Annotated in this window: 18 protein-coding genes and 1 pseudogene; 8 read left to right on the forward strand and 11 right to left on the reverse strand. The window is 58.0% G+C overall.

Going from position 1 to position 16,003, the window contains the following annotated elements; genetic code table 11:
- Positions 1 to 216 precede the first annotated feature (216 nt).
- Positions 217 to 435, reverse strand: a pseudogene (locus IEQ42_RS24235) (hypothetical protein); the annotation flags it as partial.
- Positions 436 to 472: 37 nt separating this feature from the next.
- Positions 473 to 1,846 (reverse strand): nucleotide 5'-monophosphate nucleosidase PpnN, encoded by a 1,374-nt coding sequence (gene ppnN / locus IEQ42_RS24240; protein ID WP_042559566.1) that lies wholly within the window; start codon positions 1,844 to 1,846, stop codon positions 473 to 475.
- A 226-nt stretch (positions 1,847 to 2,072) separates the two neighbouring features.
- Here ppnN and IEQ42_RS24245 point away from each other — a divergent pair, with 226 nt between their 5' ends.
- Positions 2,073 to 2,600, forward strand: a complete 528-nt coding sequence (locus tag IEQ42_RS24245) for a DUF3087 family protein (protein ID WP_210705696.1) — start codon at positions 2,073 to 2,075, stop codon at positions 2,598 to 2,600.
- Here the strand turns inward: IEQ42_RS24245 and IEQ42_RS24250 are convergent.
- Positions 2,597 to 2,983, reverse strand: a complete 387-nt coding sequence (locus tag IEQ42_RS24250; protein ID WP_210705698.1) for a DUF2784 domain-containing protein — start codon at positions 2,981 to 2,983, stop codon at positions 2,597 to 2,599. The two genes, IEQ42_RS24245 and IEQ42_RS24250, sit on opposite strands and share 4 nt — an antisense overlap.
- 162 nt (positions 2,984 to 3,145) lie before the next feature.
- Between IEQ42_RS24250 and IEQ42_RS24255 the strand changes: the two genes are divergently transcribed.
- The gene (locus IEQ42_RS24255; protein ID WP_155401132.1) at positions 3,146 to 3,319 is read left to right on the forward strand and encodes a hypothetical protein; all 174 of its coding nucleotides are present in this window, start codon (positions 3,146 to 3,148) and stop codon (positions 3,317 to 3,319) included.
- A 42-nt stretch (positions 3,320 to 3,361) separates the two neighbouring features.
- Here IEQ42_RS24255 and IEQ42_RS24260 read toward each other — a convergent pair whose 3' ends face one another.
- Both IEQ42_RS24260 and IEQ42_RS24265 read right to left on the reverse strand, forming a co-directional pair.
- A complete protein-coding gene (locus IEQ42_RS24260; protein WP_210705700.1) occupies positions 3,362 to 3,634 on the reverse strand; it encodes a hypothetical protein in 273 nt (90 codons plus the stop codon).
- 328 nt (positions 3,635 to 3,962) lie between these two features.
- Positions 3,963 to 4,643, reverse strand: a complete 681-nt coding sequence (locus IEQ42_RS24265) for an SOS response-associated peptidase (protein ID WP_210705703.1) — start codon at positions 4,641 to 4,643, stop codon at positions 3,963 to 3,965.
- Positions 4,644 to 4,883: 240 nt separating this feature from the next.
- On the opposite strand from IEQ42_RS24265, the gene IEQ42_RS24270 reads away from it, so the two are divergent.
- Together IEQ42_RS24270 and IEQ42_RS24275 are read left to right on the forward strand one after the other, a co-directional pair.
- On the forward strand, positions 4,884 to 5,783 hold the full coding sequence (locus IEQ42_RS24270) for a polysaccharide deacetylase family protein (protein WP_210705705.1): 900 nt from the start codon (positions 4,884 to 4,886) through the stop codon (positions 5,781 to 5,783).
- A gap of 107 nt (positions 5,784 to 5,890) precedes the next feature.
- Entirely contained in the window at positions 5,891 to 6,133 is a 243-nt protein-coding gene (locus IEQ42_RS24275) for a DUF1652 domain-containing protein (RefSeq protein WP_210705707.1), read from the forward strand.
- 3 nt (positions 6,134 to 6,136) lie between these two features.
- Here the strand turns inward: IEQ42_RS24275 and IEQ42_RS24280 are convergent, their stop codons facing one another.
- A complete protein-coding gene (locus IEQ42_RS24280) occupies positions 6,137 to 6,499 on the reverse strand; it encodes an NUDIX hydrolase (protein WP_210705709.1) in 363 nt (120 codons plus the stop codon).
- Positions 6,500 to 6,751: 252 nt separating this feature from the next.
- Entirely contained in the window at positions 6,752 to 6,991 is a 240-nt protein-coding gene (locus tag IEQ42_RS24285; protein WP_007910805.1) for a hypothetical protein, read from the reverse strand.
- A 184-nt stretch (positions 6,992 to 7,175) separates the two neighbouring features.
- Between IEQ42_RS24285 and IEQ42_RS24290 the strand changes: the two genes are divergently transcribed.
- Entirely contained in the window at positions 7,176 to 7,511 is a 336-nt protein-coding gene (locus IEQ42_RS24290; RefSeq protein WP_210705710.1) for a hypothetical protein, read from the forward strand.
- 81 nt (positions 7,512 to 7,592) lie between these two features.
- Here the strand turns inward: IEQ42_RS24290 and IEQ42_RS24295 are convergent, their stop codons facing one another.
- The gene (locus tag IEQ42_RS24295) at positions 7,593 to 8,141 is read right to left on the reverse strand and encodes an RrF2 family transcriptional regulator (protein ID WP_210705712.1); all 549 of its coding nucleotides are present in this window, start codon (positions 8,139 to 8,141) and stop codon (positions 7,593 to 7,595) included.
- A gap of 348 nt (positions 8,142 to 8,489) precedes the next feature.
- Here IEQ42_RS24295 and IEQ42_RS24300 point away from each other — a divergent pair, with 348 nt between their 5' ends.
- Both IEQ42_RS24300 and IEQ42_RS24305 read left to right on the forward strand, forming a co-directional pair.
- Positions 8,490 to 9,692 (forward strand): NAD(P)/FAD-dependent oxidoreductase, encoded by a 1,203-nt coding sequence (locus IEQ42_RS24300; RefSeq protein WP_150598155.1) that lies wholly within the window; start codon positions 8,490 to 8,492, stop codon positions 9,690 to 9,692.
- Positions 9,693 to 9,916: 224 nt separating this feature from the next.
- Complete coding sequence (locus tag IEQ42_RS24305; RefSeq protein WP_210705714.1) at positions 9,917 to 10,516, forward strand: DUF6338 family protein; 600 nt, start codon at positions 9,917 to 9,919, stop codon at positions 10,514 to 10,516.
- A gap of 172 nt (positions 10,517 to 10,688) precedes the next feature.
- On the opposite strand, the gene IEQ42_RS24310 is transcribed toward IEQ42_RS24305, so the two are convergent.
- A complete protein-coding gene (locus tag IEQ42_RS24310) occupies positions 10,689 to 11,573 on the reverse strand; it encodes a LysR substrate-binding domain-containing protein (RefSeq protein ID WP_042559552.1) in 885 nt (294 codons plus the stop codon).
- Between the two features lie 158 nt (positions 11,574 to 11,731).
- Here IEQ42_RS24310 and ydiJ point away from each other — a divergent pair, with 158 nt between their 5' ends.
- Positions 11,732 to 14,758 carry a D-2-hydroxyglutarate dehydrogenase YdiJ gene (gene ydiJ, locus IEQ42_RS24315; protein WP_210705716.1) on the forward strand — a complete coding sequence of 1,009 codons (3,027 nt, stop codon included), beginning with the start codon at positions 11,732 to 11,734 and terminating at the stop codon, positions 14,756 to 14,758.
- Here the strand turns inward: ydiJ and IEQ42_RS24320 are convergent.
- Positions 14,691 to 15,380: a paraquat-inducible protein A gene (locus IEQ42_RS24320; RefSeq protein WP_210705718.1), complete on the reverse strand. Its 690-nt coding sequence runs from the start codon at positions 15,378 to 15,380 to the stop codon at positions 14,691 to 14,693. The two genes, ydiJ and IEQ42_RS24320, sit on opposite strands and share 68 nt — an antisense overlap.
- Positions 15,377 to 15,973 (reverse strand): paraquat-inducible protein A, encoded by a 597-nt coding sequence (locus IEQ42_RS24325; protein WP_210705720.1) that lies wholly within the window; start codon positions 15,971 to 15,973, stop codon positions 15,377 to 15,379. The genes IEQ42_RS24320 and IEQ42_RS24325 overlap by 4 nt, the downstream gene beginning before the upstream one ends.
- Positions 15,974 to 16,003: the final 30 nt, after the last annotated feature.

Raw genomic sequence — 16,003 nt, forward strand, 5'->3', positions numbered from 1 at the left:
AGCACGATCAGAGGAAAGAGCCGTGAATTAAAGACAAGAAGGGTCTGTTTTTCGGCCGACTTGGATTTTTTGAACCTCAAGCAGCGAGGGCCTCAAAAATCGGTGGGTACTTCAGACCTTCCTTAGCCATTTCTTTATTCTTTTAAAAAACAGGTTGAGCACGCGAAGGTATCGCTGCGCAGCAATCACACCACTGCCGGCTAAGGTCCACAACTGTCAGAAATTACAGGTAGGGCCTTTATTCCGACCAACGGCAACCTCGACTACCAGCCTCAGAGCCAACGCCTTCGCCTGCAACGCCACATCCGTCAACGCCGTGCTCTCCCACCACATCCCGCGAAGCAGCAGCCCCATGGCGAACAGCCGGTTCGCCGCGTATCCGTGTTCGTTCAGCACTGCACCATCAATCGCAGCCGCAATCCCCAACGTCAACGGCCGCACCTTTCAGCCACACCCAATACCTTGGGAGCTTTTACGCCACCACTCGATAACACGGTACATACGCCGCGCCGCCCGGTAGTTTCATCCGGTGCTGCGCAACGAAAGCTTTCAGCAGCGCATCGAGCGGTTGCATGATCGCTGCGTCACCACGGATCTGATACGGCCCGTGTTCTTCAATCAAGCGAATGCCTTTGTCCTTGACGTTGCCAGCGACGATGCCCGAGAACGCCCGGCGCAGGTTGGCCGCCAGTTCGTGCGGTGGCTGGTCGCGGTGCAACTTGAGGTTGGCCATGTTTTCGTGGGTCGGATCGAACGGACGCTGGAAGCCCTCATCAATCTTCAGCAGCCAGTTGAAGTGGAACGCGTCGTTGCGCTCGCGGCGGAACTGCTTCACGGCTTTAAGGCCCTGAGTCATCTGGCGCGCGACTTCAGTCGGGTCGTCGATGATGATTTCGTAGTGCTGCTTGGCCGCTTCACCGAGGGTCGCGATGACGAACGCGTCGAGCTGCTCCAGATACGGCGCAGCATGTTTCGGCCCGGTCAGGATGACCGGGAACGGCAAGCCCTCGTTGTCCGGATGCATGAGGATGCCCAGCAGATAGAGGAACTCTTCCGCCGTACCGGCACCGCCCGGGAAGATGATGATGCCGTGGCCGACACGCACGAACGCTTCCAGACGTTTCTCGATGTCCGGCAGGATCACCAGTTCATTGACGATCGGGTTTGGCGCTTCGGCAGCGATGATGCCCGGCTCGGTCAGACCGAGGTAGCGACCGCCGTGAATACGCTGTTTGGCGTGGGCGATGGTGGCGCCTTTCATCGGTCCCTTCATCACGCCGGGGCCGCAGCCGGTGCAGATGTCGAGGCTGCGCAGGCCCAGTTCGTGGCCGACTTTCTTGGTGTATTTGTATTCTTCGGTGTTGATCGAGTGACCGCCCCAGCACACGACGATTTTCGGCTCGACACCCGGGCGCAGGGTGCGGGCATTACGCAGCAGGTGAAAGACGTAGTCGCTGATGCCTTGCGAAGTGCTGAGATCGATACGTTGGCTGTCGAGTTCGTTTTCGGTGTAGACGATGTCTCGCAGGGCGCTGAACAGCATTTCCCGGGTGCTGGCGATCATTTCGCCGTCGACGAAGGCATCGGCCGGAGCGTTCAGCAGCTCGAGGCGCACACCGCGATCCTGCTGGTGAATGCGGATTTCGAAGTCCTTGTAGGCTTCAAGAATGGTCTTGGCGTTATCGACATGAGCGCCGGTGTTGAGGATGGCCAGGGCGCACTGGCGGAACAGGGTGTAGGTGCTGCCGGATCCGGCTTCGCTCAGCTGCTGCACTTCACGTTGAGAAAGGGTTTCCAGGCTGCCTTTGGGGCTGACCGAAGCATTGATTACGTGTCGTTGGGTCATGCAATGATCCTTAAAACGATGTCATCCCAGAACCAGGCGAATGGCATCCGAATAGTGTGTAGCCATGAATGAAGATGGCACGATCTGCGCTATACCGCCATGTCCCCGTTGGACGATGAAAAGATGAAAAGGGGCCCCAGCATAGCTAAATCCATCGCAGAGGCGATAATGCGCGGGCCCGTTTTTCTGTTGTGCCTCTTTTTCTTGCTCAAGGAAGTCATTAGTGATGTTCGAGATTCAGCCGATGGACGCCGCCACTTTTCGCCAGCAGACCCGCCGCAGCACGCTGATCATCGCCGTGCTGTTCCTGGTGCTGGCGATGTTGTTTTCAACGGTGGCGGTGCAGCTGTTCGGAGAACCGGGCGGCGATAACCTGCGGTTTAATGTCGGCGGGGTTTTTCTGGCATTTCTGCTGACGGCGGCATTGCTGCGCGGGCGCTTCTGGAATCAGAGCTGGATGGCGCCGGCGGTGTATAGCTGGCGGCTCAAGCGCAATTTGATGAGCGTGACCAATGTGATGCATCAGGTGACGGCGGCAGTGGAAAAGAATGACCCGATCGCGATGAAAGTGTTGCGCTTCTATCATCTGGGGCTGACGCAGATGCATGAACTGGATGGCAACTCCAGCGATCATGCGCAGTTGCATCGCGAAGTCGAGCAGCACAAGGAGCGGATGCAAGCGCTGGGTCTCGATGTCGACCAGCCACGCCTTGACCCGGCGTGGCTGGAGGCTTTGAAACCTGCGTCGCGTTAAAGCGAAATACGGCTGGCTCGGCGCTGTTTTCTCGAGCGGAACAATCGGCCGTAAACCAGCAGGTTGATTATCAGCACCACGCTGCCTAGCACCAGTTGAATCTGCGGTGTAAGCCCGGCCGGGTAGATGATCGGCCAGATGTAATGTTCGATGAAACCGCCGGCGTACTCGGTTTGTCCGGCGGCGTGGCGCATCAGGTTTTCCCAGTAGGTCAGGGGGCAGGTCAGGTGCAACACCTCGACCGCGAAGCCCCACGCGGCGGCCGGCAAGTGCAGCCACATCAGTCGCGGCCACTTGAGCACCAGCAGTCCGCCGAACAGCACGAATAGAATGAACAGCAAATGAAACAGCACCAGCCCGTCGGCTGCGATTCGGTACAGCATGTCGTCTCCCTGACGCATTTGTGATGGGTTCCATGTTACGCCAGCCGCGGCTCACGGACGGCGCGATTTAGCGCATTTGTTAGCCGGACATGGTGTTTGCTGTCAGCGTCGAGTGGTTACAAGTCGCGCGATGAAAACTGTTCTACGCTTTATCGACGATGAATGACTTCTGAAAGCGAGGCGGATATGGCAACTGAGAAAACGCATCTGGATGATGAGGATGAGCCATCAGAAGAAGAGGTCGAGCAACAGAAGAGGAGAGAGGAGCAGACCTGGAAACATGACGACAGCCGAGAGCTGTCGGATCGCGATCAGGAACGCCCGCTAAAGCCTTGAATGGTGAATTGCCAAAGCCCCGAATCAACGGGGCTTTGCGTTTCATAGGTCTTCGAACTGCGTTAAATCGGGGTGTGCCGCCCGATAACCCAGGGTTCGGTCGATCCAGGCATTGAGCTCGTTGACCATTACCGGCGCTTGGCCGGGATACTCATCAAGAGTGGTGCGCAGAATACGTTCGATGTCAGGGACTGAACTCAGGTTTCGGGTCTTGATGTAATGGCCGATAAAACAGTCGAGTTGAAAGCGTTCTGTCGTGGACAGATGAATACACTCCAGGCCACTGACCTGTTTGATTGCAAAATCGTCGCGCAACTTATTTCTCTGCAAGGCTTGAAGAAGTTATAGGGAATCCTGGTTTCTTGACTCTCTGGTCAACTGGTATACCAATTGGAAATGCGGCGCGCATGCTATCCGTAGCGAATGTAAATGTATGTATGACGATTGAAATGTCAGACAAGCGGTTAGTTCGCTCAAACGACTGTTTTATATACGCTTGTCTCAAGATTGAAACACCATTTGTAAAGCCTTTGCGCCACCTGTAGGAGCTGCCGAAGGCTGCGATCTTTTGATCTGGAAAAGCAAAAGATCGCAGCCTTCGGCAACTCCTACATAAGAGAGAACGTGTGGTGCTGGCAAATTTTCAGGCCACTTCAGCGATCAACTCGGGGCCTTGATTGCGTGAGTTGCCGACAGCTTTGACGACCTTGTGCCACTCAAACGCCGTTGCGTCTTCACCCTCGAACAGCAACATCTGCTCGGCTCGTTCCACCGGGGTCGCCGGGTCTAACCATTCGCGCGCCAGTTCGGCGTTTAGCACCACCGGTCGACGGTCGTGGATATCGAGCATGCCGCCCATACTGTCGGCAGTGATGATGACGAATCCATCGTCGTCACGAGCATCCGCACCCGGTGTCGGAAATTGCCCAATGGCGGCACAGAAAACTGGCCCATGATCCACCCGACGAATCAGCCATGGTTGTCGGGTTTTGTCCTCGGCATCGACCCATTCAAACCAGTTATCGACCGGCACGATCAAGCGGTGACGCCAGATCGCGCGGAAAAACGGCCCGTGCGCGACTTTCTCCACCCGCGCATTGATCGGCGCGGCGCGGTCCTTTGCCCAGTGCGGACGCCAGCCCCAGCGCAGGTTGTCCGCATACACACGTTGTTCGTGTTGATGCAGGACCGCCAGCGCGGTGGTCGGCGCTGCGTTGTATCGAGCCAGCGGCGCTTCGCCGACATGATTGATCAACGCATCGGGAATGCTCAGCACTGCGACGAAATCGTGAATGCCCCGGTACTGCGAGAGTCTTCCGCACATCGGCTGAATCTCCTGTAGGAAATATCAGCTTAGTTGGCTCTTTGCTTCACTCCCTGGCGGGGTGACCGGTGAACGTGTCGGCTCGTTTCAGCAGTCACTGGCGCACAGAGCGAGCGCTGGAACCAAACCCTGTGTACCTTATCCAACCTCGGCCCGCGAAGCCGAGCGCAGGGGTGGATAAGGGCGAGGGAGTTTTGCCAATCAATAAAATGAACGCAGTGGTCGGGCTCAAGGCAAAACATGACATCCGGATTCAAACTTTTTTGTGCAGCGGTCATCGCCCTGGTGCTGGCTGGCTGCATTGCCGCGCCCATTGAACTGACCGCGCAAACCGAATCCCGGCTGAAGGCTCAAGCGCCGGTGCGTTTTCTGCTGACGTTCGATGATGGCCCCAGCGCCTCGAGTTTCTGGAATCCATCAGCGACGGTGCTCGACAGCCTGAAAGACAACCCGGTGCAGTCGGGCATCAAAGCGGTATTTTTCGTCCAGACGCGTGCCCCCCGGGCTGGCAACAGCGAAATTGGTCGCGACATCATGCGGCGCGAGTTCGAAGAGGGGCATGTCCTCGGTTTTCATACAGCGACCCATTGGCACACCAACCATCGCTCGCTCACCCCGCAGGAACTCAAAGAATCGCTGACCAACGGCTCCGCTGACATTGCCGCCCTCACCGGAGCGCCGCCGAAGTTGTTGCGACCGCCATTCTGGAATTACGACAAACGCACGTTCGCCGCCTATCAACAGCATGGCTTGCAGGTGTTGCTCACGGATCTGAGTGCCAATGACGGCAAGATCTGGGGCTTCAACGCAAGCCCTCGCCGACGGGCGAACATGTTGCAGCAGCTGTCGAAAGTGCGTGAGCGCATCGCCCTGGGAGAGTTTCCGACAGTGGACGGTGTGATTCCTGTGGTGGTGACCTTTCATGATCTGAACCGCTATACCGCGCGGCACATGCGCGAATACCTGCAAATCCTGCTCGACAGCGCCGCGACCACCGGCGTGAGATTGGCGCAAAAGCCGTTTTATGACGATCACGCTGAATTGGAGAAGGCTGCGCTGGCGCGTACGGTTCGGCAAAGTTGCGAGTCGGTGCAGTTGCCGGGCATGTGGAACTGGATCTGGGATCACGACGCTCACTGACGGGACGCATGAAAAGTGTGATGGGGTTGGCGTTTTTCGGGGGCGGGGCAGTCATCGCCCATCTATGCTCTATGGATCGATCGATTCAACGCCTGAGGCGCCCCGCCATGCTTGCCATTGCCGACATCTGTCGCATTGTCGAATCCGGCTTTCCCACGTTTAAATGCGAGTGCATTTCAACGCCTCAGGGGCTGCTTCAAATCAAAGTCTATGAGCCCGGCAGCGGACGCGTCGAGTTGCTGCTCAACGGCGTTTCCCCGGAACATCTCGTCACGATCCGCGACATTTCCAACTTTATTGGCGAATTGCGTACAGAAATCAGTGCCGGCCGCAGGGCCTTCGCCGGTTGATGTTTATAAACGCCGTTGAAAGGCCCGGACGATGCGAAGCGTTGCTTCGCTGGTATCCAGATTCTGTACCGCGCCTAACGGAAACCAGATGCAATCAGTGATTTCGTTCTGCGGGCGCAACTCTTCTATGTTTAGCACCGACGCCTCATAGACATGATGTCGGGTTCCGCCGTATTGCAGTTCCATCAGGTAGAGCACTTCATCGGCATCCAGTCCGGTTTCTTCCTGCAATTCGCGCACGGCAGCGTCTGCCCGGGTTTCGCCAGGTTCAACTTTGCCGCCAGGCAAATTCCACCGGCAGCTGGGCTTGCGCACCAAGAGGATATGTCGATCCTGTTCGCAAATGACGGTTGCACGTACTTTCATCGGATGCCTGTTACTGCTGTCACAAAATAGAAACATAACTGCAATATTCGAGCCGAGCCTTTGATTAAAGGTTCCATTGACGTTGGAGCGTCGAGTATTGAGAGAAGTGCCAAATGCTGAACAGGCTTGCGTGGTGCGAGCGGATGCAGAAAACCCTAAACGCGTGTTCAGAGGCTTGAAGCGAGATAACGGGTTGTAAAAAAAAGCAGCCCCGGCTAATGCCAGGGCCTTGGTTTGCAGCGGTGGTAAGTGTCAGTGGACTTTGGTACGACTGATTGCCCGTGCCTTCACTTCCCTGGCGTACAATTGCAGCCGCTCTTCATCGCTTTGCAAGACCTCGCAGGATCTCAGCACTGACTGCGCGTCAGCCTCGTTACCAGATTTGCGCAGCTGCTCGGCGATGCGTTTCAGATCGACTGCCGACCAGCGCAGATCCGATGCGACGCTTTGCAAGTCGCGTTGCAGTTCATGTTCGTATTCGTTGAGACGCATGATCACCTCCGGAACATTCTCGGTAAAAAAGAGTAGTCGCATTTTTCACCCGTCGCGCGTGGTTTGTCTGTGATACCGCTGAATGGGTGTAAAAGATTGTCCAATCTCCACAGCGGGCGCGATGCCACGATGGATGTGTTGTCTGTTAGGCGGTACATTCACTTTTTTAGCAAAAGGAAACATCATGCGGATATGGATCGGGAGTCTGGCGTTGGCCATGTTGGCAGGGTGCTCGTTGCCGACTTCGTTGGTGCCGGGTGAGCCCAATGTCAGAAAGACCACTAGCAAGGCGCCCAAAGACTATGCCGCGTGCGTATTGCCGTTGTGGCAGAAGGATGTTGCGAAAACCTCGCAGGCATCGATCTCCAACGGTTACCGCATCACCGCGCCGAGCATCATCACGGCTGACGAAATCCTCGAAATCGTCAAATACAAGGACGGCAGCAGCGTGTCCTTGTACCAAGGCCCGCCGTGGGCCAAGTCCGGCTCGCTACGCCAATCTGTGCGTGATTGCCTGTAGCAATTGTCGGGTGCAAAAAAAAGCAGAAACCGGATTTCGGTTTCTGCTTTTTTTTTGGCTGGCGATACCAGTAGAGCGCGATCAGTCTGAAATGTCGGTCAGCGGGATGGTGCCGAAGTTGCCCTTTTTCTCGCGTCGATCCTGAATCCAGTCTTCGACTTGTTGGCCAAACTGCGCCGGCGCCTTGCGTCCAACCTTTCTGGCGATGTCGAGAATGGTCTGCTGGGCGAGGGCATCTTCCATGCGTTTTTGCGCGGTCATCATGGCGGCGTGGATCGAGCAGGTGCCTTCGATGGCCCAGTCCGGCGGATCCCCTTCAAACAGGGCGCAACGCCCGCGAATCTCTCTGCATTCGAAAATATTCTTGCGCCCATCAATGGCGTTGACGACGTCGAGCAGGGTGATTTCGTCTGCCGGCCGCGCCAGGCTGAAGCCGCCACGCACGCCTTCAGTGGCGACCACCACTTTGGCTTTGGCGAGTTTGGTGAAGATCTTTGCCAGATACTCCAGTGGCACACCCTGCAGTTCTGCGAGGTCACGCACGCTGGCCTCCCGACTGTCGCCACCGTTGGCAACCAGAAAGGTCAGGCAATGAATGCCGTATTCGACGCCTGCGCTGTAAAGAGCCATATAGAAGTCCGACCTGATTTGTCGTAAATGTTAGCAGGCTCACCTTTGGCCGGCAACGGGCGCGCGGGTGTAATTCCCTGCTTTCGGATATCCCTTTTTGCCGAAATATGCCTGTTTAATGGCGTTATGGCCTCCCTGTGTCAAGTATTTGAGCTATCGATGTTTTCGATGGCAACTATCACATAATCTGTCTTGTCCGGAAGATATACGACCAATACAGTCGGCTATATCGGGTGAGCAGTCATCCGCGAGTTTCAAATTTTTTTAGTTTCACGGTCCAGTGACTCCCGATCAGCACGAACTCTTCACTCCTTTTTTCCGTACGTGGCAATCAGCCCGGAGATAAACATGAAACAGCACATTCTGGTAATTGGCGCAGGTTTCGGTGGCATGTGGAGCGCATTGAGCGCCACGCGTCTGGTCGATATCCACGCTCGCGACAATGTTGAGGTGACCGTCCTCGCACCTCAGGCTGAACTGCGAGTTCGTCCGCGTTTCTACGAGCCGAATGCTCATCAGCTGGCTGCACCGCTGCATGAACTATTTGAAGCGGTCGGCGTTCACTTCATCAAAGGTGCTGCCGAGACCATCGACGTGGCGGGCAAAACCGTCGGATACACCGATGCCGCAGGCACCAGGCAAGTGTTTCACTTCGATAAACTGGTGCTGGCCTCCGGCAGCGGCTTGGCTCAGTCCGGTACGCCAGGCGTTAGCGAGCATGCGTTTGACGTCGACCGCATCGAAGCCGCCGTTCGCCTCGAAACCCATTTGAAAGGTCTGAAGGATTTGCCAGAAAGCACTGCACGCAACACCGTGGTGGTCGCCGGTGGCGGTTTTACCGGGATCGAAACCGCAACGGAAATGCCGGCGCGGCTGCGTGAAATCTTCGGCGGGCAGGCTGACATCAAGGTCATCATTGTTGATCGTGGGCAGAAAATCGGCCTGTCGATGGGCGAGCAGATCAGCGAATCCATCGTCGAGGCCAGCGAAGAGTTGGGCGTTGAATGGCGCTTGGGTGTCTCCGTGCAGTCTGTCGATGCCGAGGGCGTGACCCTGTCGGACGGTCAACACATCGACGCGAAAACAGTGGTCTGGACCACCGGTGTACGCGCCAGTTCGCTGACGGAGCAGATTCCCGCCGAACGCGACAAGCAGGGACGCCTGCACGTCGATGCGAACCTGAAAGTCATCGGCCAGAACGATATCTTTGCGACGGGTGATGTGGCTTATGCGGCCAGTGATGACATCGGCAATTACGCGCTGATGACTTGCCAGCACGCGATCTCGCTGGGTCGTCATGCCGGCAACAACGTCGCGGCGCAGATTCTCGGGGTTGACCCGACGCCGTATAGCCAGCCCAAATACGTGACCTGCCTGGACCTCGGCGCCTGGGGCGCGGTGTACACCGAAGGCTGGGATCGTCAGGTGAAACTGGTCAAACAGGAAGGCAAAGCGTTGAAGACCCAGATCAATACCCAGTGGATTTACCCACCAGCGGCGGATCGCGTCACTGCGCTCGCGGCTGCCGACCCGATGATTCCGGTCGCATAAACCCTCTGCGTTGCAAAAAAAATCCCGCTTCGGTTGATCCGCGGTTATGCGGCGGTGCTGATGGCGTTGGAGACGGGCGCGGATCTGATTTTGCAGGATGCGCAGGTTTCAGGCTTGGCGAAATGAGCTGTGACAGTTGCTCGTGAGGGTTTTTTCAGCGTGCGCCAGGCTTTGGAGTGCCGGCCGAAAATCAGGCCGGCATGTCTTTCAAGGAGCCACGGATCATGGATGATCTGGTCAAAGAAGTTATTCCGTTGTTGCAGTATCTGATTCCCGGTTTTCTATCGACGTGGATTTTTTATTCGCTTACAGCGTTCAGGCGGCCGGATACGTTTGGCCAGATTGTGCAGGCGTTGATTTTCACGTTTGTGATTCATGGGGCGGTTACAGGAATTGGTGTGGTCTGTTTGTGGGTGGGGGCGAAAGGGTTTTCTATAGGGAAATGGGATGGTAAGGCTGAGACATTATGGGCTTTCTTTTCTTCGTTGCTACTTGGACTGCTGGCCTGTTATTTGGCCACCAATGACAAATTGCATCGATGGTTGCGCAACAGAAACGTAACGAAACAATCTTCCTACCCGAGCGAATGGTTCTGCGCATTCGTCCAATATGATCGAGTCATTACCCTGCATTTGATCGACGAAAGGCGCGTACTTGGCTGGCCGATCGAGTGGCCGCCTGAGTCAGCCAGTGGGCAATTCGTGATGCAGAATCCGCGCTGGCTCGGCGATGATGGCAAGTCAGCGTCTTCTGGTGCCGAATTTTTGCTGATAGATTCCGCGAAGGTTAAATGGGTTGAATTCAGCCCGGAACTAGAGGATTGATCATGACCGCAAGAGCACCGCAACCCATGCCTAAGAAATACGAGCGCTTTTTCAAGGGGCCAGACGGGAAGCCGCTTGAGGAATCACTTTTCAAAGGGCCGAGCGCGCCACCGCCCTTGAAGCGCTAGCCAATCGTGGAAATTTGCTGACTCCCCGGCGGTCATCGCGATCCTCAAAGCGTCTCCACCAACCAATCCCGAAACGCCTTCAACGACGGCAGCGCTTCATTGCGCGGCGGGTACACCAGGTAATAGCTGCGTCGACTGGTAATCGGTTCGCCCAGTTGCAGCAATTCCCCATTCAGCAGTTCGTCCTCGACCAGAATCCGCGGCACCAGGCCCACGCCAATATTCGCCCGCACCGCCTGAATCAGATGCGCAGTCATTTCGAAGCTCGGGCCGATGCGCATGCTGCGATGCGGCAAATCGTGCTGGCTGAACCATTCTGTCCACGCTTGAGCATTGCTGCTGACGTTGAGTAGCAATTGCCCGGCGATGTGTTGCCCAGCGTCGTTGCGCTCGTCTTCGGACAGTTGCGTACTGGCGATGACCACCAGTTCCTCGGTGTGCAGGGGCAGGGCGGTCAGCCCCGGCCACTCGCCGCCACCCACACAGATCGCCGCGTCGATTTCACTGGTATCAAAATCGATGGCTTCGATGCGTGAGTGCAAGTGCACGGTCATGCCCGGGTGGGCGGTGTAGAAATCCTTGAGTCGCGGCAACAACCATTTCGAGCCGAAGGTCGGCAGCGTTGCCAGCCGCAGGCTATGGATGCCGGAGCCGAATGCCATGGCCTGCAAAGTGGCGCTGCGGATCTGCCCGAGTGCTTCGGCGAGTTCGCGCTGATACATGCGTCCGACGTCGGTCAGGACTACTTGCCGGCCTTCGCGGCTGAACAGGCGCATGCCGAGCATCTTCTCGAGGATTTGCACCTGACGGCTGACCGCACTTTGCGTCAGCGACAGTTCATGGGCGGCGCGGGTGTAGCTTTCGTGGCGCGCGGCAGCCTCGAAGGCCAGCAGTAACGACATGGAAGGCGTGAGCGTGCGCGGATTCATTCGTAAAAGTCATCAATAGCGGGTCGAATTTACGGTTGTCCCAACGTTCGTCAGCAATGAATATGGGCAACATGAGATGGCGGAGCCTGACGCAATCATTCGTTGCGTACAACTGTTCACTGCCACACGGCCCGATTTTTACCGAGATGTCCTGACCAATGATTGCCCAGCTGTCGCCCGCAACCGCGCAAACCTCCAATTACCAGCAGTTCCTCAATGCGCTGAAGGCCAGCGGTTTTCGTGGTGAAATCAGCGCCGACTACGCCAGTCGCGTGGTGCTGGCCACTGACAACTCGATCTATCAGCGACTGCCGCAAGCTGCGGTGTTTCCCATGGACGCTGAGGATGTGGCCAAGGTCGCACGACTGATTGCCGACCCGACCTACCAACACGTGGTCATCACCCCGCGCGGCGGTGGCACCGGCACCAATGGCCAGTCGTTGACCGACGGTATCGTCGTCGACTTGTCGCGGCACATGAACCGTATTCTGGAGATCAACGTCGAGCAGCGTTGGGTGCGCGTGCAGGCCGGGGTGGTCAAGGATCAGCTCAACGCCGCGCTGAAATCAGCCGGGCTGTTTTTCGCCCCAGAGCTCTCCACCTCTAACCGCGCCACCGTCGGCGGCATGATCAACACCGACGCCAGCGGCCAAGGCAGCTGCACCTATGGCAAGACCCGCGATCACGTGCTGGAGCTGGATATGATCCTGCGCGGCGGCGAGCGTCTGCACGGTCAGCCGCTTGCGGAGAGCGAACTTGAAGCGCAGTGCGCCCGCGAAGATCGGATCGGCGAAGTCTATCGTTGTGCGCGGCAGATCATTGATGAGCAAGGTGCGCTGATCAAGGCGCGCTTTCCCGATCTCAACCGTTGCCTGACCGGTTACGACCTGGCGCACCTGCGCGAGGCGGACAATCGCTTCAACCTCAACAGCGTGCTGTGTGGCGCCGAAGGTTCGCTCGGTTTTGTGGTTGAGGCGAAGTTGAATGTATTGCCCATCCCCAAACATACGATGCTGGTGAACATTCGCTACGCCGGGTTCATGGACGCGCTCCGTGATGCCCGGGCGCTGATGGCGCTTAAGCCGCTGTCGATTGAAACTGTCGACTCGAAAGTGCTGTTGCTGGCGATGCAGGACATTGTCTGGCACGGCGTTGCCGAGTATTTCCCACAAAGTCCCGAACGGCCGACGCTGGGGATCAACCTGGTGGAATTTTGCGGTGACGATGCCGAAGATCTGCAGCGCCGTGTCGAAGCGTTCGTTGAGCACTTGAGCAACGACCTTACCGTTGAGCGTCTGGGCCACACGCTGGCGGTAGGTCACGCCGCGGTGAACAAGGTTTACGGCATGCGCAAACGCGCCGTGGGCTTGCTCGGCAACGTTGCCGGTGAAGCGCGGCCGCAGCCGTTTGTCGAAGACACGGCCGTGCCACCGCAGCATCTTGCCGAGTACATCGCCGAGTTGCGCGATCTGCTCGACAGCCACGGTTTGCAGTACGGCATGTTCGGTCATGTCGATGCCGGCGTGCTGCACGTGCGGCCGATTCTCGACATGAAAGATCCGCAACAAGCGGCGCTGGTGCGGCCGGTATCCGATGGCGTCGCCGCATTGACTCAACGCTACGGCGGTCTGCTGTGGGGCGAGCACGGCAAGGGCCTGCGCTCGGAATATGCGCCCGCGTTTTTCGGTGAGCTGTATCCGGCGCTGCAAGCGCTGAAGGCCGCGTTCGACCCGTTCAACCAATTCAACCCGGGCAAAATCGCGACGGCGGCCAACACTGGCGCAGCACTGCTGAAGATTGATGAAGTGACCTTGCGTGGCGAACTGGATCGACAGATCGACGAGAAAGTCTGGCAGGACTACGGTGCAGCGATGCACTGCAATGGCAACGGCGCTTGTTACAACTTCGATCCTGATGACGCGATGTGCCCGTCGTGGAAGGCCACTCGTGAGCGCGCGCAGTCGCCCAAGGGCCGGGCGTCGTTGATCCGCGAATGGCTGCGATTGCAGGGTGAGGCGGGGGTTGATGTGCTGTCTGAGGCTATTCGTCGACCCGCGTTTTTCAGCACTTTTTGGCAGCGCTGGCGCAACAGCCGCGCGCAAACGCCGGACTTCTCCCATGAGGTCTACGACGCCATGGCCGGTTGTCTGGCGTGCAAATCCTGCGCGGGCCAATGCCCGGTGAAGGTCAACGTGCCGGAGTTTCGTTCGCGGTTCCTCGAGCTGTATCACAGCCGCTACCTGCGTCCGGCGCGGGATTATCTGATCGCGTCGCTTGAATACAGCATCCCCTGCATGGCGCGGATTCCGGCGCTGTATAACGGTTTGATGGGCGCGTCGGTGGTTCGACAACTGCTGGAACGCCTGGGCGGCATGGTTGATGTGCCGTTGCTCAGCCGTTTCGATTTCCACGCAGCGATGCGCCGTTGGCAGGTGCAGCCGGCGACGGTGCCGACCTTGTCTGCGCTGACCCAGACGCAACGCGAGCGCAGCGTGGTGCTGGTGCAGGACGCGTTTACCCGCTACTTCGAAGCGCCGCTGTTGGCGGATCTGGTTGAGCTGATTTCGCGGCTTGGCTATCAGGTCTATCTGGCGCCGTTCAGTGCCAACGGCAAGCCGCTGCATGTGCAGGGTTTTCTGTCGGCGTTCAACCGCGCGGCTCTACGCAATGCGCGACAGTTGCGCGAACTGGCGGATGTCGGCGTGCCGCTGGTGGGGCTGGACCCGGCCATGACCCTGGTTTATCGCCAGGAATATCAGAAAGTCCCCGGTATGCAGGCATGTCCGGAGGTCGCGCTGCTGCAGGAATGGCTGCTCGACGTGATGCCGGAACAGGCACCAGAAGGCACCGCCGAGACCTTCCGTTTGCTGGCGCATTGCACGGAAAAAACCAATGCACCGGCCGCGACCCGGCAGTGGGAGCAAGTGTTCGCGCGCGTGGGATTGAAACTGACCACTCAGGCCACCGGCTGCTGCGGCATGTCCGGCACCTATGGCCACGAAGCGCGCAACCGCGACACGTCGGCAGTGATCTACGAACAGTCGTGGGCGCGTCAGATCGACGCGCCAGCGCAGAAAGGCGAGGCGCTGGCCACCGGCTATTCGTGCCGCAGCCAGGTCAAGCGCCAGTCGGATCGGGCAGTGCGCCATCCCTTGCAGGTGTTGCTTGAGAGGGTGCGTCGCTGAGCGTTTCGTCGTCCGGCGCGTTATCCCAGATCAGTCGCGGGTCGAAGCTCATTGCCGAGAGCATGGTGAGCACCACCACCATGCCGAAAAACAGGATGCCCGAACGCGGTTCGATATCGCCCAGCGTCTGGAATTTCACCAGCGCCGCGACCAGGGCAACCACCAGTACATCGAGCATCGACCAATAGCCGATCAACTCGACGAATCGAAACAGCTTCGAGCGCTCCCGCCGCGCCCAGCCACTGTCGCGCTGCACAGTGATCAGCAACAGCGTCAGGGCTCCGAACTTGACGCCCGGCACGGCAATACTGGCGATGAAGATGATCAGCGCGATATCCCACGCACCGTGCTGCCAGAACTCCAGCACGCCGCTCATGATCGTGCTGTCGGCGCCGCTGCCCAGCATCGTGGTGTTCATCACCGGCAGCAAATTGGCCGGCACGTAAAACACCAGTGCGGCAAGCAGATAGGCCCAGGTGCGGGTGAGCGAATTGGTCTTGCGCCGATGCAGCGGGGCGTCGCAGCGCGGGCACTCATGCGGTTCGACGGTCATGTCGCAGGCCAGGCCGCAACTGTGGCACAGGCACAGGTTCAGCTCGCTGGCGGTCGCTGGTCGCTTCATAAGATGTCCCAGAGGTCACGGATGTCGCGGCCGGCAATACGGATCATCATCAGGCTCAGCACGGCCAGGGCGAACAGGCCGATCCCGGGCAGCACATCAAGCATTCCGGCCAGTTTGAACACGGCGACCATCGCCCCCAGTAAACACACTTCCAGCATGCTCCACGGGCGCAGCGTTTCCAGCCAGCGCATACAGACCTTGAAGCCTGGCGCGCGTCGGGATGAGAGGGCGAAACTCAGCACCCAGATCAGCAACACCAACTGAAACGCCGGGGCAATAATGATCGAGATTGCGGCCACCATCGCCATGAACGTGATCGGCCCCTGGCTCAGGGCGAGCACCGAATCCCACAGCGTCGCACTGTTTTTCAAGCCTTTGAGGCTGATGCTCATCACCGGATAGAAATTGGCGAACAGCCACAGCATCGCCGCCGTGAACGACAGGGCCAGACGCTGCTCAACGGTCAGTCCGTTGAAGCGTTCGAGCACCCCGCCGCAGCGTACGCAGAGGGTTTTCTGGTGTTTGCCGAGCACGGCTTTTTCATACACGCAATCGCAGTGCTCGCAGATGATCAGGCGTTCGGGGGCGATCATGAAAAGCGCTCGATATCGGGCCCCAAAAGC

The organism is Pseudomonas iridis, assembly GCF_017980685.1.
GTDB classification, from domain to species: Bacteria; Pseudomonadota; Gammaproteobacteria; order Pseudomonadales; family Pseudomonadaceae; genus Aquipseudomonas; species Aquipseudomonas iridis.